This window comes from Clostridia bacterium (assembly GCA_012840125.1).
Lineage (GTDB): Bacteria > Bacillota > DULZ01 > DULZ01 > DULZ01 > DULZ01.
Window position 1 is genome coordinate 24,080 of the sequence record DULZ01000049.1, and the last position, 23,717, is coordinate 47,796.

General features: G+C 55.5%; 24 protein-coding genes. 5 read left to right on the forward strand and 19 right to left on the reverse strand.

The annotated features are described in order from the left end of the window. Positions 1-2 precede the first annotated feature (2 nt). From GXX34_06165 to rpmE, 10 genes are all read right to left on the reverse strand, one after another. Entirely contained in the window at positions 3-1,490 is a 1,488-nt protein-coding gene (locus GXX34_06165) for a Na+/H+ antiporter subunit D (GenBank protein ID HHW07104.1), read from the reverse strand. Next, positions 1,483-1,830 (reverse strand): Na(+)/H(+) antiporter subunit C, encoded by a 348-nt coding sequence (locus GXX34_06170; protein HHW07105.1) that lies wholly within the window; start codon positions 1,828-1,830, stop codon positions 1,483-1,485. Before GXX34_06170 ends, GXX34_06165 begins: the two co-directional genes overlap by 8 nt. Next, the gene (locus tag GXX34_06175) at positions 1,831-2,262 is read right to left on the reverse strand and encodes a Na(+)/H(+) antiporter subunit B (protein HHW07106.1); all 432 of its coding nucleotides are present in this window, start codon (positions 2,260-2,262) and stop codon (positions 1,831-1,833) included. Continuing rightward, positions 2,259-4,583: a DUF4040 domain-containing protein gene (locus tag GXX34_06180; protein HHW07107.1), complete on the reverse strand. Its 2,325-nt coding sequence runs from the start codon at positions 4,581-4,583 to the stop codon at positions 2,259-2,261. The genes GXX34_06175 and GXX34_06180 overlap by 4 nt, the downstream gene beginning before the upstream one ends. 463 nt (positions 4,584-5,046) lie before the next feature. Next, the gene (locus GXX34_06185) at positions 5,047-5,571 is read right to left on the reverse strand and encodes a chromate transporter (GenBank protein ID HHW07108.1); all 525 of its coding nucleotides are present in this window, start codon (positions 5,569-5,571) and stop codon (positions 5,047-5,049) included. Then, positions 5,568-6,140 carry a chromate transporter gene (locus tag GXX34_06190; GenBank protein ID HHW07109.1) on the reverse strand — a complete coding sequence of 191 codons (573 nt, stop codon included), beginning with the start codon at positions 6,138-6,140 and terminating at the stop codon, positions 5,568-5,570. The genes GXX34_06185 and GXX34_06190 overlap by 4 nt, the downstream gene beginning before the upstream one ends. Then, positions 6,134-7,060, reverse strand: coding sequence for a peptide chain release factor N(5)-glutamine methyltransferase (gene prmC / locus GXX34_06195; protein ID HHW07110.1), 927 nt, complete (start codon positions 7,058-7,060; stop codon positions 6,134-6,136). The genes GXX34_06190 and prmC overlap by 7 nt, the downstream gene beginning before the upstream one ends. Further along, the gene (gene prfA, locus GXX34_06200) at positions 7,053-8,123 is read right to left on the reverse strand and encodes a peptide chain release factor 1 (GenBank protein ID HHW07111.1); all 1,071 of its coding nucleotides are present in this window, start codon (positions 8,121-8,123) and stop codon (positions 7,053-7,055) included. The genes prmC and prfA overlap by 8 nt, the downstream gene beginning before the upstream one ends. A gap of 109 nt (positions 8,124-8,232) precedes the next feature. Then, positions 8,233-8,613, reverse strand: a complete 381-nt coding sequence (gene crcB / locus GXX34_06205) for a fluoride efflux transporter CrcB (protein ID HHW07112.1) — start codon at positions 8,611-8,613, stop codon at positions 8,233-8,235. Between the two features lie 59 nt (positions 8,614-8,672). Then, positions 8,673-8,873, reverse strand: a complete 201-nt coding sequence (gene rpmE, locus GXX34_06210; protein HHW07113.1) for a 50S ribosomal protein L31 — start codon at positions 8,871-8,873, stop codon at positions 8,673-8,675. Positions 8,874-9,054: 181 nt separating this feature from the next. Here rpmE and GXX34_06215 point away from each other — a divergent pair, with 181 nt between their 5' ends. Continuing rightward, positions 9,055-9,429 carry a hypothetical protein gene (locus GXX34_06215; GenBank protein HHW07114.1) on the forward strand — a complete coding sequence of 125 codons (375 nt, stop codon included), beginning with the start codon at positions 9,055-9,057 and terminating at the stop codon, positions 9,427-9,429. A 34-nt stretch (positions 9,430-9,463) separates the two neighbouring features. Here GXX34_06215 and GXX34_06220 read toward each other — a convergent pair whose 3' ends face one another. From GXX34_06220 to alr, 9 genes are all read right to left on the reverse strand, one after another. Continuing rightward, entirely contained in the window at positions 9,464-10,363 is a 900-nt protein-coding gene (locus tag GXX34_06220) for a M23 family metallopeptidase (GenBank protein HHW07115.1), read from the reverse strand. A gap of 79 nt (positions 10,364-10,442) precedes the next feature. Further along, complete coding sequence (locus GXX34_06225) at positions 10,443-11,711, reverse strand: transcription termination factor Rho (protein ID HHW07116.1); 1,269 nt, start codon at positions 11,709-11,711, stop codon at positions 10,443-10,445. Between the two features lie 202 nt (positions 11,712-11,913). Beyond that, entirely contained in the window at positions 11,914-12,894 is a 981-nt protein-coding gene (gene glpX / locus GXX34_06230; GenBank protein HHW07117.1) for a class II fructose-bisphosphatase, read from the reverse strand. A gap of 48 nt (positions 12,895-12,942) precedes the next feature. Beyond that, positions 12,943-13,590 carry a fructose-6-phosphate aldolase gene (gene fsa / locus GXX34_06235; GenBank protein HHW07118.1) on the reverse strand — a complete coding sequence of 216 codons (648 nt, stop codon included), beginning with the start codon at positions 13,588-13,590 and terminating at the stop codon, positions 12,943-12,945. 100 nt (positions 13,591-13,690) lie between these two features. Continuing rightward, the gene (locus GXX34_06240; protein ID HHW07119.1) at positions 13,691-13,858 is read right to left on the reverse strand and encodes a DUF1540 domain-containing protein; all 168 of its coding nucleotides are present in this window, start codon (positions 13,856-13,858) and stop codon (positions 13,691-13,693) included. 48 nt (positions 13,859-13,906) lie between these two features. Then, entirely contained in the window at positions 13,907-14,761 is an 855-nt protein-coding gene (locus GXX34_06245) for a class II fructose-1,6-bisphosphate aldolase (GenBank protein ID HHW07120.1), read from the reverse strand. 28 nt (positions 14,762-14,789) lie between these two features. Continuing rightward, complete coding sequence (locus GXX34_06250; protein ID HHW07121.1) at positions 14,790-15,335, reverse strand: hypothetical protein; 546 nt, start codon at positions 15,333-15,335, stop codon at positions 14,790-14,792. Between the two features lie 202 nt (positions 15,336-15,537). Further along, the gene (locus GXX34_06255) at positions 15,538-15,945 is read right to left on the reverse strand and encodes a response regulator (GenBank protein ID HHW07122.1); all 408 of its coding nucleotides are present in this window, start codon (positions 15,943-15,945) and stop codon (positions 15,538-15,540) included. 115 nt (positions 15,946-16,060) lie between these two features. Next, positions 16,061-17,236 (reverse strand): alanine racemase, encoded by a 1,176-nt coding sequence (gene alr, locus GXX34_06260; GenBank protein ID HHW07123.1) that lies wholly within the window; start codon positions 17,234-17,236, stop codon positions 16,061-16,063. A gap of 439 nt (positions 17,237-17,675) precedes the next feature. On the opposite strand from alr, the gene GXX34_06265 reads away from it, so the two are divergent. From GXX34_06265 to GXX34_06280, 4 genes are all read left to right on the forward strand, one after another. Then, positions 17,676-18,263 (forward strand): sigma-70 family RNA polymerase sigma factor, encoded by a 588-nt coding sequence (locus tag GXX34_06265; GenBank protein ID HHW07124.1) that lies wholly within the window; start codon positions 17,676-17,678, stop codon positions 18,261-18,263. Beyond that, the gene (locus GXX34_06270; GenBank protein HHW07125.1) at positions 18,244-19,938 is read left to right on the forward strand and encodes a hypothetical protein; all 1,695 of its coding nucleotides are present in this window, start codon (positions 18,244-18,246) and stop codon (positions 19,936-19,938) included. Before GXX34_06265 ends, GXX34_06270 begins: the two co-directional genes overlap by 20 nt. 358 nt (positions 19,939-20,296) lie before the next feature. Further along, positions 20,297-21,979, forward strand: coding sequence for an arginine--tRNA ligase (locus tag GXX34_06275; GenBank protein HHW07126.1), 1,683 nt, complete (start codon positions 20,297-20,299; stop codon positions 21,977-21,979). 81 nt (positions 21,980-22,060) lie between these two features. Continuing rightward, on the forward strand, positions 22,061-23,650 hold the full coding sequence (locus tag GXX34_06280) for a CTP synthase (protein HHW07127.1): 1,590 nt from the start codon (positions 22,061-22,063) through the stop codon (positions 23,648-23,650). The last annotated feature ends 67 nt before the right edge of the window (positions 23,651-23,717 follow it).

Here is a 23,717-nt window from a genome sequence, read left to right on the forward strand (position 1 = left end):
AATTACTGTCCCAGGACAGCCTGGATATAGATTTCCGGATGCATCAGCTGTTCCGCCGCCACATCAACGTACTGCAGGAAAAACTCCGCATTCAAACCGATGACGATGGTGCAGAGGGCCAGGATGGCCGGCGGGGGCAGAAGCTTCCAGTATCGAGCCCCGGTCACCGGTTTGGCTCCTTGAGGAGTGGTCCCCCAGAAAGCAAACCGCCAGATCTTCATCATGGAGAACAAGGTCAGGAAACTGACAATGAGACTCACGATGACAATGCCCCATCTTTGTGCTTCCATACCGGCCTGGATCAAGACGAACTTGCTGAAAAAGCCGCTGAAGGGCGGTACCCCGGCCAGGGACAAGGCCAGGATCAGGAAAATCCAACCGATGCCTGCATTGGTCTTGGCCAAGCCGCCTAACCGTTTCAGGTGGGTGCTGCCCAGCACTTCCGAAGCCACCCCGGCGCAGAGGAAGAGCCCCGACTTCACCAGGATGTGGTGGATGATATAGAAGATGGCTCCCACGATGCCCAGGGGGGTGAAAATGCCGAGCCCCATCACCATGTAGCCTACCTGGCTGATAATATGGTAGGACAGGATCCGTTTAAAATCCATCTGGGACAAAGCCCCCAAGACGCCCAGGAACATGGTGAAACCGGCAATGACCAGGATGATGTAATGCATGAAGCTCGGATCATAGTTAAAGATCAAAGTGAACATCCGGATGGTGGCGTAAATCCCCACCTTGGTCAGAAGAGCACCGAACAACGCGGCAATGGCATCGGGCGGCGCGAAGTAGGAACGGGGCAGCCAGAAGTACATGGGGAACAAGGCCCCTTTCATCCCGAACACCACCAGGAAGGTCATGCCTACCGCCGTGAGTAATCCTTTTTGCGGCGCCTCCGCCACTTTCAAGGCGATATCAGCCATGTTGAGGGTACCGACGACGGAATAGAGCACCGCCACCCCGATTAAAAAGACGGTACCGGACAGCATATTCAAAATGATATACTTGAAGCCTTCTTGCAGTTGGTACGGTTCTCCTCCCAAGACCAGCAAGATATAAGAAGAAATGAGCAGGATCTCGAAAAACACGAACAAGTTGAAAATATCCCCCGTCACAAAAGCGCCGTTAATACCCATCATTTGCAAGGCAAACAAGGGATAGTAGAAATGGCTCTCCCGCCCGGCATCAATGGTGAGGAAGGAATAGTACAGGGTCACGAAAGCCACGATGCCGGCTAATACCAGCATAATGCCGGAGAACACGTCCGCTGCCAAAACGATGGAGAAAGGCGGCGGGAAGGCGCCCACGGGAAGTACGATGACCCCGTTTTGGTAAGTAGCTTGCACGATGGTCAAAGCTATAATTAAGTTTAATGCCATGCCGATGCCGACAATGATTTTCTGCCACTGGCGGGAACGGTAGCCGAACACAGCCAGGATAGCGGCTACCATCGGGATCACTACCGGTAAGACAATGAGATTGTTATTCATCTTCCACGCCCCTTACCTCATTCAAATCTACGGTACCCAGTTCTTGGTAGGAGCGATAAGCCATCGCCACCAGGAAAGCGGAAGTACCGAAACTAATCACAATCGCCGTCAGGATCAAGGCTTGGGGAATCGGGTCGGTGAAAGCCGCCGCGGTGCTGCCGTCGGCAGGAATGAAAGGCGAAATTCCCCGTTTCAGCCGCCCGGAAGTCAAAAGCATCAAGTTGGTGCCGTGGCTGATTAAAGCCGTCCCCAAGACCACCCGCATCATATTCCGGCAAAGCAAGAGATAAATACCCAGCGCGAACAGTATCCCGATGACAATCGACATCAACAGTTCCATTTATTTCTCCTCCCCTATGGCGGTGATGATGGTGATGATGCCGCCAACCACCACCAGGTACACGCCCAAGTCAAATACGAAGGCAGTGGTCAGTTCCAGGTCCCCGAAAAACGGCAGGTGCACATGGGCAAAAACATGATCCATGAAAATGCCGTAAGCAAACATGGTGGCCAGGCCCGTCCCCACGGCGCAGGTCAAACCCAGGGCCACCAGTTTCAAACCGTCAAAGGGGAGGGCTTTTTTCACCGCTTCCAGGTTAAAGGCCAGGTACTGGATCACGATGGCGGCCGCCGTCATGAGCCCGCCGATAAATCCCCCGCCGGGCTCATTATGCCCCCGGCCCAAAAGAAACAGGGAGAAAATCATCACCACGTAAAGAGCTTGGCGGGCAATGGCTTGGAAGATTATACTTTCCATCCTCACTTGCCTCATTTGGCACTACCTCTCTTTCCCAGCCGCAATTTAATCAGCGCATACACTGACAAGGCCGCAATGGAGATCACCGTAATCTCGCCCATGGTATCAAAGCCCCGGAAATCCACCAGCACCACGTTCACCACGTTGTGGCCGCCGCCTAAAGGCAGGGACTGCTGTAAGTAATAATCAGCGATGACCGGGTCGAATAAGCCGGTGGCGTTGCCGGAAAGCATCAACAAAGTAACCAGAAGGCCGCTGGCTCCCGCCACCAGGATGTTGACGAGTTTCTCCGACCCGGATGGCGTTTCTTTCTTCAGTTCCGGCAGGTGGGCAAAAGCCAGCAGGAACAACACCGTGGACACCGTTTCCACAATAATTTGCGTGAGTGCCAGGTCGGGGGCCCGCAGATTCACCCAGAACAGGAAGACCACCGCACCCGCCCCGGACAAGGATAAAATGGCCGCCAGCCTTGTCGGTAACAGCACCACGCCCAGGGCCGCCCCGATCAGGACCAGGGCCAGCACGATTTCATAGGGCCCGACGGGGGATAAATCCAGGGTGGCCAAATTGAGGCCTCCTTTATAGATCAGCGTCCCGCCCACCGACAGGACAAACCAGAGGAAGATAAAGACCAGGTAATCTCGTAAGAAGCCGGTCATTTGTACTTTCGTAATCCAGGTGGCGGAGTTATTCAACCAGACCAGGGAACGATCGTAGAGGACATTTAAGTTAAACCGGTGATTCTGCACCCCCTCCACGAAAGCCACCACGCTCTGCTGCCGCGTGAAGAACAGGAAACCGCACAGGATCACCAGGGCACTCATCAACAGCGGCAGGTTGAACCCATGCCAGAGGGCCAGGTGTTCGGAGACAGGCTGTCCCAGGCTGCCTGTGGCCGCCGGGTTAACAATGAGGCGCTCCACCAGGCCGGGGAAAAGACCCACCACAATGTTCACGGCAGCCAAAACCACCGGGGGCCAGAGCATCTGCCAGGGATCACCGTGGTGATGCCCTCCTCTTTCCATAGGTTCGCCGCCAAACACATTGAAGACCAGCATCATCGAATAAAGGAAAGTGAAAATGCTGCCGAATACGGCCATGAGGGGGAAGAGCCACCCGGCCACTCCTCCGGCCGGCAGGGCCAGGCTGGCGGAAAAGAACATCTCCTTGGAGACGAAACCGCTTAGAAGCGGGATACCGGCCATGGAGAACGCGGTCACCCCGGCCACCAGCGCCGTCACCGGCATGCTGTGCCTCAACCCGCGCAACTGCCTGATGTCCCTGGTGCCGGTCTCATGGTCAACGATACCCACCACCATGAAGAGGGCCCCCTTAAAGGTGGCGTGGTTAAAGATGTGAAAAGCAGCCGCCGCCAAAGCCAATTTGGTGGAAAAACCGAACAGGGCGGTCACCAGGCCTAACTGGCTGATGGTGGAAAAGGCCAGTAAAGCTTTCAAGTCCGTCTGCCGTACGGCCATAAAGGAACCGTAACAGAGAGTCAGCAAACCGACACCGCTGACGAGATAAAACCACGCGGGAGTTCCTCCCAATACGGGAGTGAGACGAGCCAACAGGTAAAGCCCTGCTTTCACCATGGTGGCGGAGTGAAGATAGGCACTGACTGGAGTAGGCGCTTCCATCGCGTTAGGCAGCCAGATATGGAACGGAAACTGGGCGGACTTGGTAAAGGCACCAAGCAGCACTAGAATTAAAGCCGGTAAATAATAGGGATGGGATGCCAGGTTTCCACCTTGGGCCATGATTTCCCTGAGCTCAAAGGAACCTGTCATCAGGTAAATCATGATAAAACCGGCCAGCATGGCCAGCCCGCCAAAGACGGTGATCAGCATGGATTTAAGGGCACCGTAGCGGGATTCCTCCCGGTGAAACCAGTAGCCGATAAGGAGGAAAGACGAGACACTGGTAAGTTCCCAGAAGATATAGATGACCAGCAGGTTGCCGGTGGTCACGACCCCCAGCATGGAACCCATGAAGAGTAAAATAAATGAATAGAAATTCACCAGGTTCTCCTGCTCACCCAAATAACCGGTGGAATATGTAACCACGAAAAAACCAATACCGGTTATCAATAAAACAAACAACAAGGCCAAACCGTCAAGATAAATGGAAAAATCAATGCCCAGCCTGGAAACCCAGGCATAATCGACCTGTACCGGTGTCCCGGCCGCTACCTGGGGCAGGTAACCGGCAAAGTAAAGAAACAAGCCAAGGGGTATCAGGGAGATAACCCAGCCTGCTTTACGTTTGAACACCGGCACTAACCACGGCACGACAAGTACGGCCACAAAAGGCAATAAGATCGCAGCCAAGAACATGATCAACCCTCTTTCTAGTTTTCCTTACCGCACCCTCGAGATGCAGGTACAACCCTCCTGCCTCTCCCCAGTACGTCACCTAAACCACTGCAAGGCTTCCAACGCCGGCGTGGAAGCCGTACCCATGATACATATGGTTAAAGCATTTTCCTAACGGAAAACGCGAGCAACGAAAGAAGCACGGTTGAAATCGGGTTCAACCGGTTTAGAAAAACAAAACTTCCCCCCCATTTTAAAGATACTACGGTTTTGATAGTAACATGCCTCAGTGGCTCTGTCAATCTATATTTCCGGGCCCAAACCGGCAATACAGTTGATAATTTAAGTAATATTCTGAATTTTTAATATTTTCTTATGGATGCTTTGTCCCAAATTGAAGGCCGCCGTCAAACGACCCAGGACATCCGGCTCGCCGTCGCATCCAAGGAAAACCTTGTGGGAGCAAGCACAAGATGCCCGCCTGTTAAAGGAAATAGAGCACCAGGCCCAGGATCCCCCCGGCGCTCAAAGCGAGAATGGGGTGGACCCGCCAGTAGTGGGAGGCCAGGAGTGCCGCCAGGCACACCATAACCGGCACCGGCCCCGTCATCACTCCCTGGGCCAGGTTAAAGCCCGCATAGGCAATGAGGGCAACGATGACCGGGCGAATCCCTTTCAGGACCGCCTGCACCACGGGATGATCGTGGTGCTTGAGAAAATATGTTACCCCGATGACCAGGATTAAAGCAGCAGGCGTCACTACCCCGAGGGTGGCCACCGTCGAGCCCGCCACCCCGGCCACGTTGTAGCCGGCAAAAGTAGCGATATTGATGGCAAAAGGCCCCGGCGTCATCTGGGAGACTGTAATCATATCCACCAATTGCTCCATGGTGACCCAGCGGTGGTGATGCACTAATTCCCGGGTAATGAGAGGAATCATGGCATAGCCGCCGCCGAAGGAAAAAGCCCCGATCTTAAAAAAGGTCCAAAAAATCTCCGCTAGGATCAAATTTCCCGGTCACCTCTTTTCTGTTCCGGACGGTAATAGAACAAATAACCTGCCAGCCCTCCCAGCAGGATGAGGGTAATGGGGCTCAAGGAAACCACGGGGAAATAATGAAAGAACAGGCTCACCGCAAAGGCGGCCAGGCAGATCAGCAATCCCCTCCGGTCCTTGGCCGCTTTCTTACCCGTGGAAAAAGCAGCATACAGCAAAAGAGCCACCACCACCGGAGCGGCCCCGGTCATGAAGGCTTCCACGGCCTGCATTTCCCGGAACAGCCGGTAAAACCGGGCAATCAAGAGAATGATGAAAAACGAAGGCAGGATGGCCCCCAGCACCGCCGCGGCCGCCCCCCGGAAACCCCGTACCTTGTAGCCGATCACCAGGGCGGAATTCACGGCAATGACCCCCGGCGCCGACTGGGCCAGGGCGATCATGTCAAGGAACTCTTCTTCCGACACCCAGCCTTTGTTGGTCACTACTTCTCTTTCAATCAAAGGGAGCATGACATAACCGCCCCCGATGGTGAAACCGCCGATCTTGAAAAAGGTTAAGAACAGCTGCCAGGTCAACAGGGATCGCCCTCCTTTCTCCCAGCGACAGGGCCTGAGCCGTCACCCGGGCGGCGCCCGGTCACCACCCGGTCCCGCCCGGCATAATCCCGGTGCACCGCCACTGCCTGAAAACCCACTTCCTCAAATATTCGCCGGACCGGTTCCCCCTGGTCCCAACCGATTTCCAAAGCCAGAAAGCCGCCCGGCTTCAGGCACCGGGACGCTTGCCGGCTGAGCCGGCGGTAATAGGCCAGGCCGTCGGAACCCCCGTCCAGGGCTACAGCCGGCTCATGCTGCACCTCCCGCGGCAAAGCGGCCATGCCCGCCGAAGGGATGTACGGAGGATTGCCGGCAATGATGTCGAACTGCCCGGGCGTATCTAAAAAAGGGGTGAGCAAATCCCCTAACACCCATTCCACCTGCACCTGGTGGCGGCGGGCGTTTTCCCGGGCCACGGCCAAAGCGGCGGGGGAAATGTCCACCCCCGTCACCCGGGCTTCCGGCCAGTAGTAGGCTAGGCTAACGGCAATAGCGCCGCTTCCCGTGCCCACGTCCACAATCCGGCAAGTCCCGCCGGCGCAGAATTCCCCTTTCAGTGCCAGGACTTTTTCCACCAGGACTTCCGTATCGCTTCTGGGAATCAGCACATGAGGAGTCACTTTAAACTCCAGGGACATGAATTCCTGCTTGCCGGTAAGATACTGCAAGGGGTACCCGCTCCCCCTCCGCCGCACCACCTGTTGATAAACTTCCCACTGGTCCGGCGTTAGATACCGCGCATCATGGGTGATAATCCGGACTGTGTTTTCCTCGAGCACATGGGCCAGCAGCAATTCCGCTTCCAGCCGGGGCTGGGGGATGCCCGCGTTTCTTAAAAATTTAACCGCCTGGAGCAGGGCATCACGAATCACCGGCGGTTTTGTACTGAAAGGATTATGCATTGACATTTTTCAGTTTTTCCGCTTGTTCCGTAGTCACCAGGGCTTCGATGATTTCCCCCAGATCCCCGTCCATGACGGCATCCAACTTGTGGAGAGTCAGGCCGATGCGGTGATCGGTCACCCGGTTTTGCGGGAAATTGTAGGTCCGGATCCGTTCACTCCGGTCCCCGGTACCAATCATGCTCTTCCTGGCTTCCCGCAGTTCGCCTTGCTGCTTGGCCACGGCAATATCCAAGAGGCGCGCCCGCAAGATCTTCATCGCCTTGTCTTTATTTTTATGCTGTGATTTTTCATCCTGGCAGGATACCACAATCCCGGTGGGCAAGTGAGTAATCCGCACCGCCGACTGGGTGGTGTTGACGGATTGTCCTCCCGGGCCGCTGGAGCAGAACACATCGATGCGCAGGTCGTTGGGGTCAATGTCTACATCCACTTCTTCCGCTTCCGGCAGGACCGCCACCGTGGCAGCGGAGGTATGAATGCGCCCCTGGGCTTCCGTCACGGGCACCCGCTGGACCCGGTGAACACCGCTTTCGAACTTCAAACGGCTGTAGGCTCCATGCCCGGAAACCTGGAAGATGATCTCCTTATAGCCCCCGATGTCCGTGGGGTTTTGGCTGAGGATTTCCAGCTTCCAGTTCCTGCGTTCCACGTACCGGCTGTACATCCGGAACAGGTCCCCGGCAAAGAGAGCCGCTTCTTCCCCGCCGGTACCGGCCCGGATTTCCATGATCACGTTCTTGTCGTCGTTGGGGTCTTTGGGCAAAAGCAGGATCTTTAGTTGATGCTCCAACTCTTCCTTCCGCCGGGTCAGTTCATCCACCTCTTGGGCGGCCAGCTCTCTTAACTCCTTGTCCTGTTCTTCCTCAAGGATTTCCTTGGCCCCCTCGAGATCCGCCAGCACTCCTTTGTAGTCCCGGAAAGCGGTGACGATTTCCGTCAAAGCGGCATGGGCCTTGGCATGTTTCTGGTATTCGGCCTGGTCGGCGATGACGGCGGGATCGGATAATAACCGGGCCAACTCTTCATATTTATCTTCAATGGCTTGTAACTTTTCCAGCATGCTCTACACCTTCTTTGAACAGCATTAAGACTACTATCTTACTTTACGATTAACGTGAGCTAAATGGTATTATATCACACCACATAAACGATGCATAGTTTCCCGGAAACTAACGTAAAAGGAACAAGTTCCCGAGCCTGATTCCCAGCAAAACCGACAGTATCCCGCAAACCAGGCTTGCCGCCAGGTAACCGCAGCCGGTCAGGGGCTGCTTACCGGCCCAAAGGGTCCATATTTCCAAACTAAACGTGGAAAAAGTAGTAAAGGCACCCAGGAAGCCGCTGGTTAACAAGGCCTTGCCCTCGGGGGATAAACTGTCTCCTAGAGGGTACAGAAAGCCAATGAGCAAGCAGCCTAACACATTTACCGCAAAGGTCCCTAACGGGAATGGCCCGGCGCTTTGGCTCATCAGCCAGGCGGAAAAATAATACCTGGCCAAAGCACCCGCGGCGCCCCCGGCGGCTACCGCCAGAAAAACGGGAAAATGCAACAAGCCTCACCTCTAAATATAAAAATAGCAGCTTTTTGCAGCCGCTATTTCCACCTGGATTAGATACCGTATTTTTTCCTGAACCGTTCCACCCGGCCGCCCTTTTCCACTACCCGTGTGCGCACTCCCGTGTAGAAGGGATGGCAGGCGGAGCAGATTTCCACCCGGATATCCTGCTTGGTGGAAATGGTGTCAATGACATTGCCACAAGCACAGGTAATTGTTGTTTTGTAAACTTTCGGGTGAATACCTTCCTTCACCGTAATCACCTCGCTTTTTCCATCACCAGGGTAAAATACAACAGCTGTAATTATACCATAGACTCCGGTGCTTGACAATAAATCCGGCCCGGATTTTTTCAACTCCCGGCAAAAGGTTTTTCCCGGGCCAAGTCGAATTATTAACTGGCTGTTAAAACGGAGGTCGGGGAGGTGTTTTGGGTTGGAGGAGCTCCTGCAACGGATTCTGGCCGAAATCCAGGGTATTAAGCAGGACATTGAAGTGCTGACCAACCGGATTGACCTGGTAGCCACCATGACGGCCAAGCGGTTTAATGAGTTGGAAGCACGCATGGACCGGTTTGAAGCCGACACCAACGAACGGTTTAACCGGCTGGAAGCGCGCATGGATCAACTAGATAAGAAGTTTGATCACCATGCCGCAGAATTTCACCAGTTCCGCCGGGAAAATGAAAGAGCCCACGGCATCATCGAAGGTAAACTGGACAAGCTCAACGGCCGGATTTTCGAGTTGGAAGGTGTCGTAGCCCAGAACGTAACGGAAATCAACGCCCTGCAGGACGCCGTATTTGAATAGCCAAAAAAGCCCGGTGCCGAGCCGGGCTTTCAGTTTATTTGAGATACAGGAGGGGATCCACGGTCTTGCCGTTGACCCATACTTCAAAATGCACATGAGGACCGGTGGCCCGGCCGGTGCTGCCAACCTCGGCGATGATTTGGCCGGCCGCGACCCGCTGGCCTTTTTTCACCAGGTTCTTGGAATGGTGACCGTAAACGGTGACCAGGCCGTTGTCATGGAGGATTTCCACCGCATTGCCGTAATAACCGTTCTTATAACCGCTGAAACGGACTACCCCCGCCTGGGCCGCCCGCACGGGTGTCCCCTTTTTGGCGGCAATGTCCAAACCATGGTGGAACTCCTTACCCCTGGGACCGTAGGGAGAGGTAATGGGGCCGTTAACGGGCCAGTACAATTCTCCTTCTTTGGCCCGGGCCACCTGGCTGCCGCGGGTTTGCACCGCCCAGGACCAGGGCGAACCGGGTATGGTCAAAATCCTGCCTACCTGCAGTGTTTCCGGTTTCGTAATCCGGTTGGCCACCATCAAAGTTTTCACGTCCACGTCAAACCGCCTGGCAATCCCCCAAAGAGTGTCTCCCGGGCGGACCTGATAGGTCTTATCCGGTTCCACGGGGAGCCTCAAGTATTGCCCGGCGTAGATGGTGTCACCCGGAGCCAGGTAATTCATGGCCGCCAGCAATTCCAAATCCGTGCCCAGCCTGCGGGACAGCCCCCAGAGGGTATCCCCCTTCTGCACTCGATAAAGCTGTCCTTGGGTCTGGGCTTTCATCACGAGGGCTTCCTGAGTCAGGCGGTCCATTTCCAACCGCCACATCCAGGAATCCTGGTACTCGGCTGCCACCGGTGCCGGCAGGAGCAGGAATAAAGTCAACAACACCGCCGCCAACCCGTGCCGCAGCCTTGTGTTTATTTGCGCAAACAAAATACTCACCCCATTTTGCCTTACTTGGAATATTTTTCTTCCAAGTCCAGCTACTATTCTTGCCTAGAGGTGAGCAAAATATTCATTATTAGACTTCGGGAAAGAAATGAGGCAGGGCCCTGATCAGATCCGCGTTGGTGCGGGTCTTTTTCATGGCGTCGATGAGCATTTCCATGACTTCCACATTGTTCATGTTGCTGGTCACCCGGCGGAAATGCCAGATGAGGTCCAATTCTTCCCTGGAAAGAAGAAGCTCCTCCCGCCTGGTGCCGGAGCGTTTCACGTCAATGGCAGGGAAAATCCGCCGTTCCGCCAGTTTCCGGTCCAGGATCAATTCCATGTTGCCGGTGCCTTTAAATTCTTCAAAGATCACATCGTCCATGCGGCTGCCGGTGTCCACCAGAGCCGTGGCCAGGATGGTGAGACTCCCGCCTTCCTCCACGTTCCTGGCGGCCCCGAAAAACCGTTTCGGCTTGTGCAAGGCCGCCGGGTCCACGCCCCCGGACAAAGTGCGGCCGCTGGGCGGGATGACCAGGTTTTGGGCCCGGGCCAGCCTGGTCAGGCTGTCCATGAGCACCACCACATCTTTCTTGTGTTCCACCAGCCTTTTAGCCCTCTCCAGCACCATATCCGCCACTTTGACGTGGTTTTCCGGCAGTTCGTCAAAAGTCGAGGCGACGACTTCTCCCTTGACGGATCTCTCGATATCCGTCACTTCCTCCGGTCTCTCGTCAATGAGCAGGACGATCAGGTAGATATCAGGATAGTTGGCGGTGATGCTGTTGGCCACGTTCACTAAGAGGGTGGTCTTGCCCGCCTTGGGGGGCGCCACGATTAAACCCCGCTGCCCTTTGCCGATGGGATCGATTAAATCAATGATCCGGGCCGAGATATTATGTTCTTCGGAAAGCTGCGGGCACTCCAGGGTCAGCCTCTCCTGGGGGTAAATGGGAGTGAGCCCGTCAAAGTGCAGCCTCTGGGGCGAAAGTTCGGGATCCAAACCGTTGACTTTCTGTACCCGCAAGAGGGCGAAATACCGTTCTCCCTCCTTGGGCGGGCGCACCAAACCGGACACCAGGTCCCCGGTGCGCAAATCAAACCGGCGGATCTGGGAAGGGGAAACATAGATGTCATCGTCACTGGGGAGATAAGTAAAAGGCCGCAAGAACCCGTAGCCGTCAGGCAATATCTCCAAAACCCCTTGGGCCAGCAAGTGCCCGTCTGCCTCAGTCTGTTTCTTCAAGATCTCAAAAATCAATTCCTGCTTGCGCAGTTTGGAATAACCGGTCAGCCCTATTTCCCGTGCCAGGGCATAGAGTTCGACCATGGTTTTGCTCTCTAGTTCTGCAGCGTTCAACAAGAAAACCTCCTTAAAGATATTTGGGAGCATGTGTTTGGAGAAAGCTTAGAATTGCCTGATAAATTATGGGACAATGGAGGGCTACAGGGCAAAGGGAAGGCTTGGGGCAAGGATAAAAGCCTTCTTCCGGAGAGAAGAAGGCTGTTGTCTGGATATATACCAGTATACCACCGGCAGACAATCACGTCAACATGTACAGTTATTTTCCGTCGCCGCAGAGCCGGCGCCAAGTGGGTTTCTTGTCAAAACGGTGCCGGGCCTCAATGAACCGCATGGTACCGGTCAAGCCCCGCAGGACCACGGTGTGAGTGACCGCACCGCCGGCGGTAAAGCGGACACCCCGCAGGAGGCTCCCGGTGGTAATGCCGGTGGCGGCAAAAATAACGTCATCGGTTTTCACTAAATCATCCAAGGTCAAGAGCTGGCGGGGATCCTCCAGCCCCATCTGCCTGGCCCGTTCCTCTTCCGCCGGGTCTGAAGGCACTAGGCGTCCCTGCAGTTCTCCTCCCAAAGCTTTCAAAGCGGCCGCGGCCAGCACTCCTTCGGGGGCACCCCCGATGCCGATCATCATATCGATGCCCGAATCCTCAAAAGCCGTAGCCACTGCCGGAGCCACGTCCCCGTCGGAAATGAGCTGGATCCTGGCACCGGCGCAGCGTACTTCTTCGATGATTTGGGCATGGCGCGGCCGGTCCAAGATCACCACCGTCAGGTCCGGCACGTCTTTGTCGAGGGCGCCGGCAACGGCCTTCAGGTTTTCCGCTACAGGCGCATCCAGGCTAATGCGGCCCCTGGCTTTCGGCCCCACGGCAATTTTATCCATGTACATATCCGGTGCATGCAGCAAACACCCCCTGGGAGCCACGGCTACCACGGCCATGGCGCCGGGCAAACCCTTGGCCACCAGGTTGGTCCCCTCCAGGGGATCCACCGCCACATCCACCGCGGGGGCCTCTCCCGTCCCTACTCTTTCACCGATGTAGAGCATGGGCGCCTCGTCCATTTCTCCTTCACCGATGACGACCACGCCGTCAATATGCACCGTATCGAACACCGCCCGCATGGCCGAAACGGCCGCTTGATCGGCGGCGTTTTTATCGCCCAGCCCCATCCAGCGGGCGGCGGCCAGGGCTGCCGCCTCGGTCACCCGGGCAAACTCTAAAGCCAGTTCTCTCTCCATGTACTGAGTCCACCTCTCCCTCGCTATCTACTACTTCCTCCGGTTCGACTACTTGTTCTTTACCTTCTCCCAATCGGCCAGGAAGCGGGCGATCCCGATATCCGTCAGCGGGTGTTTAATCATCTGTTCCAGCACTTTATAGGGCACGGTGGCAATATCGGCGCCTAACAAAGCCGCCTGGGACACATGGAGCGGGTGGCGGATGCTGGCGGCAATAACTTCCGTGGCAAAACCGTGCTGGGCATAAATCTGGACGATTTCCCCGATCAAAGACAAGCCGTCATGGCTGATATCGTCCAACCTGCCTAAGAAGGGGCTGACATAAGTGGCACCGGCCAGGGCGGCCAGGAGGGCCTGGTTGGGGGAAAAGACCAGGGTTACATTGGTCTTAATGTTTTTCCGGCTGAACCGGCCCACGGCTTTCAGCCCTTCCGCCGTCATGGGCACTTTGATGACAATATTGGGATGGATGGCGGCCAACGCTTCCCCTTCCGGGACCATTTCCTCGGCAGTGGTGCTGACGACTTCGGCGCTGATGGGCCCGTCCACGATGGCGGCAATTTCCTGCACCACTTCCTGAAAATTGCGGCCCTCCTTGGCAATGAGAGACGGGTTGGTGGTCACCCCGCTGATGACACCCAGTTCCCAAGCCCGGCGGATTTCCTCCAGATTGGCAGAGTCCAAGAACAAACGCACTGCTATCACCTCCCCGGGGATTATAAACAAACTCAAATCGGTGTCAACCGGAAGGCTGTTTCCGGTCAACACCGATTGGTAATCTCAAGCACAAATGCGGCTACCTGTCCCCTTTCCGGCTGTTTTTCGGTCGAAAGGTTTCGCAAGCAGTCCCGTCGGAAGAATTAACCAGGTTATCGCCGCTGGAACGCACTTCAATGGCGTCAGCCAGGCAATACTGGTTGGCATTGTAATAACACTCTTCAACCTGGCATTTAATCCGGCCCATTTCCGTTCACCTCCAAAGGTAGCATCCCCCGGAGGAGAAGGCTCTATGCTAGGCCTGGCCGCTGGAACCAAAGAGGCGAATCTTTTCCCTGATGATAGCGATCATTTCTTCTTTGGCCGGGCCGAGAATCTTGCGCGGGTCGATTTCGTCAGGGTTTTTCGCGATGACCTCTTTGACCCCTTTGACGAAGGCTTCCCGGATATTGGTGTCGATATTGATCTTGCGCACACCCAGTGCCACGGCTTGTCTTATGGCCTCGTCGGGAACGCCGGAAGAACCGTGGAGCACAATGGGCACCTGAGTTAAAGCCCGGATTTTCTCCAGGCGGGCAAAATCCAATTTCGGCACCCCTTTATATCTCCCGTGGGCGGTGCCGATGGCGACGGCCAGGGCATCCACTCCCGTTTGTTCCACGAAATATTTTGCTTCTTCCGGATCGGTTAAGGAGGCTTCCCAATCGCTCACGGAAATATCATCTTCCGTGCCGCCGATTTTGCCCAGTTCCGCTTCCACGGACACGCCGACGGCCCGGGCCACTTCCAGTACCCGGTTGGTCAACCGGATGTTTTCCTCTAAAGGCAGTTTCGAACCGTCGATCATGACGGAACTGAATCCCTGCCTGATACACTGCATCACTTGAGCAAAGCTGGTGCCATGGTCCAGGTGCAGGCAAACGGGCACGCCGGCCTCCTCCGCCGCGACCCTGGTCATGGCCACAATGTAAGAAAGGCCTGCGTATTTGATGGCACCTTGGCTGGCTTGGACAATGACAGGGGATCTTTCCTGTTCTGCGGCAGTGATGATGGCTTGAATGATTTCCATGTTGTTGCAGTTAAAAGCTCCTACCGCATATTTCCCCGCTTCGGCTTGTTCCATTAGTTCCTTCAGCGTGACGAACGGCAAGACAAAAACTCCTTTCCCTTACTAGAACTTAACTGTTGGTATGGCTTTTTACTCGCGGCCTCCCGCGCCGCAGCTTCGGCGGTTGGGGCCAGGTACGACCCGTCTCTCCCATGACGATGCCCGGTAGATGCAGGAATCTTTCCAGGTCCTCCGGCAGTACGGCCGGTATGAACAGCTCCGTACCGCAGGTAGGGCAGCGGAGCTCCAGCCGGTCGGGACAGATTTCCAGCTCCAGGTTATGATTGCCGCATTGACAATTCAGCTCTCCCAACTCGGCCATCCCATATAGTTTCTCCAGAATTCCTAGCATTACTTGACAATTCTCAAAGTAGTCGGGGGAACCTACTTCCAACGCCAACTGGGTTAAGGAACGGCGATGGGATTTGACCCGGTTCACCACCTGTTCCTCCGGGCCGACGGATCCGGCAATATGGTCGCCTCCTTGGCAAACCAGGTCCTTCGCCGCGGGACGAAGCATGTCCTTCCTGGCAAAGGGCTGCAGGTGGGTCTTGTGACAAAAAGCACACTCATACCGGAACCAGTAATTAGCGTTCCTCCGTACTACCTGCAGCACGGGAAAGCCGCACTCACATGTAAAAGCCTGCTCCTTTCCCAGGGAAAACAAAGAAAGGACGTGCCAACTAATACGTCCACACCGCGAACAAACCACCGCTGCCACCGCACGTGTTTCAATGAGCAACCGGATCCCTCCCCCATGTCAGTATTCTCTGTCCACAGCAGGATTCCTCCTGTGCCGGCCGCCGGAAATACAAAACTCAGCAGGCACAAAACTTGCGAGGCTCCTCGGCCAAAGAAGCGTGGAGCACTTCCTTCAGCTCGAAAATGTCGAAAGGTTTGACCAGGGTATGGTGAACGCCGAGTTCGGCGCAGTGGTCAAGGAACTCTTTTTCATGATGCGCCGTCAGTAAGACAACTCTACCGGTAAAACCTCTGGCTCGCAGGGCTTTCAAGGTGGCTAGCCCGTCCATTCCCGGCATTTGCACATCCAGCAACACCACATCGATCTCCTCAGTCTCCACTAAACTCAGGGCTCGATGGCCGCTTTCGGCAGCGATTACCCGGCGGGTATCCGTGCGAAGAAACTCCGCAATCAAATGCCGCACGCTGGCCTGGTCATCCACAACCAGAATCGTGGCTTCTTTGAGCACTGGATTCTTGCGCAAGGCCAGAACACACCCTTCTATTTACAAAATATCCCAGTAGAGCACCGACACAAGTCTCCCTACACATATTCAAGACAAAAACGAAAGTTCCTTCTAAGAAAAATGTAACATTTGATCAAATATTACGACTCACCGCCTGCCGGGCCGGGGTTCGTACAGCCACCACTTGTCCCTCCCGCAAGTATACCCTTGGCAGGTCAGGGCTCGCAGTGATCCTGCCCAGGGGAACGGACACAATGTCATTCTCCTTAAGGGGCAGGTCACCGATCTCAATCATGGAAAGCTGCATCCCGATGCGGCCCACAATGGGCAGCCAGTGTTCCCCGCTTCTGACCCCCAGGGCCTGGGGTCCCTTGCCCCAATAAGCTAAAACGGTTTTAACCAGAGTCTTCATCAAATCACCCAGGTTTTTCGGCCGCGCCACCGCCGTTACCCCCAAACCGTCGGCATAACCGTAAGGAATGACGCCGATGCGAGTGGCCTTTTTCAGGCGGTAATCCCGGCCATAACCCACCCCGGCCCCTTTGGGGAGTTCCTGGATATGGAGGATCCTGGCTTTAGGCTGCCAGGGGTTCCGCAGGGAAAGGGAATTTCTCACCGCCGGCGGCTTTTGCCCGTAGAGGACGGTACCGAGGCGCACCATATCAAAATGGGCTTCCGGCAATACCAGAGCGGCAGTGCTGCCGGCAGCATGTTTCAGGGGAATCTCGATGCCTGCTGCTTGGAGTGACTCAATGGCTGTCTTAAACAGGGTCAGCTGTTGTTGGGTAAAAGTATCGCCGGGGGCGGGCCGGGCAAAATGGGTATACAGCCCCTCCAGGCGCAGGCCGGGGCACTCCTCCAAAAGCCGCCGGCAGAAGGGAAGTACCTCCGCCGGTTTCAGTCCCGTCCGCCCCATGCCGGTCTCTATTTTAATATGTACATCTAGCACCTGCCCGGGCGCCAGGGCCTCCTGCAGGGCCCGCGCCGTCTCCAGGGAATCGACGGTGGGGGTCAGCCGGTAGCGGGCTGCCTCCCCAGCCTCCTGGGGCAGCAGTGGGGCAAACAAGAGAACCGGCGCGGTAACCCCTTCCCGGCGGAGCAGGATCCCTTCCGCCAGGTGCGTCACCCCCAGCATGTCCACCCCCTCATTTTCAAACAGTTTGGCCACCGGACCCCCTCCCAGGCCGTAGCCATCTGCTTTGACGACTGCCAGGATTTTCAAGTGGCCGGGCAAGGCTTGTCTGATAGAATGGAAATTGTAAACCAGCGCATCCAGATCAATTTCAATCCAGTGAGTGAATGCTTGCATCCTTTCCCTCTCCTGCCGTGCAAAAGTCGGAGCGGTATCGCCTTCAGGCCGTTGAACAACTGCAAACCCGGCAATCGGTGTTAATCGCGGGCTTCAGGGGAGCCCTATTTGGGGATGAGCTCGGTCTCCCTCGGATGCCTCCCATTCGCACCTGGCGGTGCTCAGAGGTCGGCATTTTCCCTCGAGCTCCCTCGCTCGTTTGATTCTTGCTCCAATTCAGCCCTCGATTAACACCGATTGCCCTTTGCCTGTGAGCAGGGAAGCGGTACCGCTCTAGCTCTATTGTATCTCAAATTGGCCCTGAAAAACACTTGCCGGCGGCGCGGCAGGCTTATCGGCCAAGAAAACCGGAGCAAACAAATTTTTTCTCAAAAATTTGCAAGTTTTCCGCGGCAAGGGTAGTATTTAGTTACAGAAGGGTCTATAAGGAAGTGATAGGTTGGAACATTTTCCTGACGAAGTGTTGGTGCAGAAGTCCCTAGCCGGGGACCGCCAAGCTTTTGCGGTCATCGTGCAAAGGTACCAGAAACAAATCTACAGCCTAGCCTATCGCCTGACCAATAGCCCAGATGACGCCCAGGATTTGGCACAGGAAGTGTTTATCAAGGTGTACCAGGTTCTCTCCAAATATGATGCCAATCGACCCTTTTTCCCTTGGATGTACAAAGTGGCAACCAATGTTTGTTATTCATATCTGCGGAGAAAACCGTCTCAAGAGGTACCCCTTGACAAGATCATCGAATTCGGACCGTTGGTGCCCACCGGTCCGGAAGGGCCGGAGGCCCAATTCGAGCGCAAGGAACTCCAAAGACTGGTACAGCAGGCTCTGGCTGAGCTGCCTGAAAACTATCGCATACCTATGGTTTTACGGTATTTAGAGGAACTTTCCTACCAGGAAATTGCCGATGTGATGGAATTACCCATCACTACGATTGAAACCAGGCTTTACCGCGGTCGCAGTTTGCTGCAGAAGAGGCTGAATCTCATTTTAGAAAGGGGGGTATCTCATGAGATGTCAGGAAGCTAGAAGTTTAATCTATACTTACATCGACGGCTGCTTGGCAGGCCAAGTGGAAAGGGCTTTCTTCGGCCACTTGTCCCAATGCCCGTACTGCCAGCAGGAATTGGAGTACGCTCGACAGACTCATGCCCTCCTGGAAAAATATTGCACACCGGTAGAGCCTCCGGCTGATTTTGTGGACCGGGTGATGGCGGCGCTGGACGGGATCCAGCCTGAACAGCCGGCGGAAACGAAAAAAGCCCTGCCGGAGCAGGCCCCGCTGTGGCACAGCTTTAGAACTCTTCGCCGCTGGGCCCAGGTAGCCTCGGTAGCCATACTGATGGCAGCCGTATCCTTGACTTCCTTGTTTAACGGCGGCTTCCAACTGGCCAGGACGCCAACCCCGGAGAATTTACCGGCTAATGTGGAAACGGTCGGAGAACAAACTGAGGAGCAGCAACCGGGCACTGATCAGGCTGACCAAGAGGGCAGCACGGTACAGCGGTCCGATCAGTTAGAGGGAGACACCACCGCCCCGGTCCCGGGCAGCGGGGATGTAAGCAATGAACCGGCACAGCAGCCGGACCGGACTCCACCGGCACAGGCCGGTGAGCCAACAGGCCTGGAACAGCAAAAGCCGGCGGGAGAGCAAGCACCGCCCGGCGGGATCGAGGTGGCCCAGGTAACACCGCCGGAAATACCGGTTCCTGCCCAGGAAGTACCGGCCCCGGCAGGCCCCTTCAAGGCCGCTCAGGTGGAACAAATTGACACCATTAAGAGCGTGGCGCTGGAGAAGCTACCCCTCACCGGCGACAGCCAGCCCGGCAGCGGTATTTTCACCGGCCAGGAGTTAAAGTACCTCACCGGTAATCCGGGCGAGCGGCTGACCATCTGGACTTGGCATCCCGGCACAGACTCCTTCCGGCTCGCCGGGGAAACGGCCAAAGGGGTGCTGGGTAATCCCGTCTGGTCTCCCGACGGTCAAAGGTTAGCTTATTTACACCGGTCTGAACAGGGTGTATCCCTTTACATTGACGATTTGGCCGGCGGCGCCGTTAAAGTCGCCCCGGTGGAACAAGAGGGAGAAATTCAATATCCTGCTTGGTCCACTAAAGGCGAGATTAGTTACCTGCTCGCCACCGGGACCAATCAAAACCAGGTCGTAGTATCCAACGGCCAGGACAGCACCGTGGTTGCCGCCACGGACAGCAGTTGCGGCCCGGCCTGGTCCCCTGACGGCACGCAAATTGCCTACGGCAAGGACGGCTACCTGCGCGTGATCAAACGGGACGGCACCCAGGACAGAGCCGTCGCCAAGTTGGAAGGAAGCCTCCAAGCTATCGCTTGGTCTCCCGACCAGGGGAAAATCGCCGTCAGTGTCAAAGGCCCCAATAACCGGCAAGGTCTTTGGATAGGGCATCCCTCCGGGACCAGTTGGAAAAAAATATCGGAAGTCGGCGGCGGGCGCTTATTGAGCTGGGCGCCGGACGGCAGCAAAGTAGCCTTTACCGATGCCCAGGGCAGTGCTTACCTGCTGACCTTTACCGCCCAAGGCCAGAAAGAAGGGCTTTACCCCATCACTCCCGACCCGGGTAAAGGCGGTGTAAAGTCCATGGCTTGGGCCGGCGACGGTAAGGAGCTCGTCATCGAATGGGCACCGGCACAAGAAGACAAGGGATTATGGAAAGCGATAGTTCCGTAAGGGACCAGTGAAATTCTGGTCTCTTACTTTTTTGCCGGCTCAACCTCCGGCAAAACGGCCAAAAAAAGGACGCCGACCGGGGCACGCAACCTTTGTCGCGTTAGGGATATTGTTAGCTGCTATATTCCATTAATTCTGAAACTGACTCATGCATTATGACCAGGTGTGGTTGCAGGGATGTTCTTTAATAGATGCCGCGGTTAGTCCAAAGCTTGCTTCATCTTTATATACTTCTTTTAAAACGGGACGGCCCGGGCAAAAATAGATCCAAAGTGGAGGTTGACTTGACAGCCACGGCTGGTAATATTAACGTAGGATGTATATGAAAATCGGTTAATATAGACAAGGAGAGGTTTTCGTGAATTTGGTAGCACAGCTGGAGGAACGGATTTACGCGGCTTTACGGGAAGCGGCTTTAAAAGCCCAAAACGAGGGAGAGCTGGTCTTTAGCCAACTGCCGGATTTCGTGCTGGAAGTACCCCGGGATAAAAACCACGGCGATTATGCCACCAACCTGGCCATGGTGCTGGCCCGGGAAGCCAAGAAGCCCCCGCGCCAGATTGCCGAGATACTGGTAAGAAACTTTGAGAAAGAAGGCACCTGGGTGGCGGAAATTGAAATCGCCGGTCCCGGCTTTATTAATTTCCGCCTGGACCACCGCTGGTTGTACCAGGTCCCGCCGGTAATCGAAGGGGAAGATACGGCCTACGGCCGCTCCGGCGCGGGACAAGGGCGCAAGGTGATGGTGGAATTCGTCAGCGCCAACCCCACCGGTTTGCTGCACATGGGCAATGCCCGGGGGGCGGCTTTGGGAGACGCCATTGCCAACCTGTTGGACGCCGCCGGATTCGAGGTCACACGAGAGTACTACATCAACGACGCCGGCAACCAAATCGAAAACTTCGGTAAATCCTTGGAAGCCCGGTACCTGCAGCTTTTAGGTCACGATGTGCCTTTCCCGGAAGAGGGCTACCACGGGGAGGATATCATCGAGACGGTGAAAAGAATTATCGCCCGGGACGGGGACAAGTACCTGGGCATGGAGAGCAGCCTGCGCCGGGAATTCTTGATTAAATACGCTTTGGAAGAAAAACTGGCCCATATTCGCAGCACTTTAGAACAATTCGGCGTCTCTTACGACGTCTGGTTCAGCGAGCAATCCCTCCATGACAGCGGCGCCGTGGAAAAGGTCATCCGCGAGCTGGATGCTAAAGGTTATGTTTACGAAAAGGACGGCGCCCTCTGGCTCAAGGGCCGGGACTTGGGCTTGGAAAAAGATGAGGTTTTGGTGCGCCATAACGGCATTCCTACATACTTTGCGGCGGATATTGCGTATCATAAAAACAAACTGGAGAGAGGCTTTACCTGGCTCATTAACTTGTGGGGGGCAGACCACCATTCCCATGTGGCCCGCATGAAAGCCGCTTTAAAAGCCCTGGGTTACGATCCGGAACAATTGACCGTGGTGGTCATGCAGCTGGTGCGCCTGTTCTCCGGGGGCGAAATCGTGCGCATGTCCAAAAGGACGGGCCGGTACATCACCCTCAGCGATTTGATTGAAGAAGTCGGCACCGATGCCGCCCGGTTCTTTTTTGTCATGCGCAGCGCCGACAGCCACCTGGATTTTGACCTGGATTTGGCCAAGGAGGAATCCAGCGAAAACCCCGTTTACTACGTCCAGTACGCCCATGCGAGGATCTGCAGCATCTTGCGCCAGGCGGAAGAGGAAGGCATCCGGCTAAAACCTGCCGCCGAGTGCCACCTGCAGCTCCTCACTCATCCCACGGAGCTGGAATTGCTGCGCAAGATGGCGGAACTGCCGGAGCTGGTCAAAGATGCGGCCCTGGCCCTGGAACCCCACCGCTTGACCCACTATGCCGGGGAACTGGCGAGCTTATTCCATAATTTCTACACCCACTGCCGGGTGCTGACCTCCGAAGCGGATTTAAGAGACGCCCGTTTAATTTTAGTCAACAGCGTGCGGATTACCCTGAGAAACCTACTGCAGCTTTTGGGAGTGAGGGCTCCGGAGCGGATGTAACTCCCCGGCCGGTTGATATTGTTGACAGTATCAGGGTGGCAGGATAAAATTATTTGGGTGTATAGAACAGGAGGAGACATCATGGCTAAACACATATTCGTGACCGGTGGGGTAGCATCTTCTCTGGGCAAAGGCATCACCACCGCCGCTTTGGGCAGGCTCCTCAAAAGCAGGGGCTTGAAAGTGGCTATTCAAAAACTGGATCCCTATATTAACGTGGACCCGGGGAACATGAGTCCATACCAGCACGGCGAGGTATTCGTCACGGAAGACGGCGCGGAAACGGACTTGGACCTGGGCCACTACGAGCGGTTTATCGACGTCAACCTCACTCATAACAGCAGCATTACCACAGGCAAGATCTACTGGTCGGTGATCACCAAGGAAAGAGCCGGGGAATACTTGGGCAGTACCGTACAAGTCATTCCCCATATCACCAACGAAATCAAAGAACGGATCTACCGGCTGGGCCGGGAGAGCAACCCGGATGTAGTGATCACGGAAATCGGGGGTACGGTAGGGGATATCGAATCCCTTCCTTTTTTGGAGGCCATCCGCCAGGTGAAAAGCGACATCGGGAAAGACAATGTGATCTACGTCCATGTGACCCTGGTACCCTATCTCGCCATGGCCGGGGAAGCAAAGACCAAGCCCACCCAGCACAGCGTGAAAGAACTTAGAAGCATCGGGATTCAACCGGACGTCATCGTCTGCCGATCTGAAAGACCTTTATCAGCGGAAATGGAAGAAAAGATCGCCCTTTTCTGCGATATCGATAAAGATGCGGTCATCCAAAACGTGGATGTAAAGAGCATCTACGAAGTGCCCTTAAGGCTGAAAGAGCAAGGGCTGGATGACATCGTGGTGGACAAGCTCAAACTGGACTGCGGTCCGGCGGACTTGTCCGAGTGGCTTGAACTCTTAGAACGGGTTAATAACCCCAAGGCTTCGGTTAAGATCGCCCTGGTGGGGAAATACGTGGAACTGCAGGACGCTTACTTAAGCGTCATCGAAGCCCTGCGGCATGCCGGCATCCATCACCGGGCGGCCATTGAGATCAAATGGGTCCCGGCCGGCGATTTGGAAACCACCGATAACCTGGACAGCTACCTGGCCGGAGTAGACGGCATCCTGGTCCCGGGCGGTTTCGGGGGCCGGGGCATGGAAGGCAAGATCAAAGCCATCAAGTGGGCCCGGGAAAAATCCGTTCCCTTTTTGGGCATTTGCGTGGGCATGCAGCTGATGGCGGTGGAATTCGCCCGGCATGTCTGCGGCTTGGAAGGAGCCCACAGCATCGAATTTGACGAGCAAACCCCCCATCCCATTATTCGGCTGCAGTCCGACGGGAGTATGCGATTGGGAGCTTACCCGGTAATACTCAAGCCCGGCTCCAAAGCTCACGATGCTTACGGCCGGCTGGAAATAGCCGAAAGGCACCGCCATCGCCATGTGTTCAATACCGATTACCGGGAGCAGTTCATCAGCTACGGCATGGCTTTTACGGGCGTTTCCCAGGACGGTCAAGTGGTCGAAGTGATGGAACTACCCAACCACCCCTGGTTCGTGGGCACCCAGTATCACCCGGAATTCAAATCCCGCCCCAACCGTCCCCATCCTCTCTTTGTCGATTTTGTGGAAGCCGCCCTGCAGTGGAAACAGACAAGCAATTAGGTTTTCAGCAAGACTTTGGGTTTCCCGAAGTCTTCTTTTTCAAGTATTTTCCGGCTCACCAGCGAAG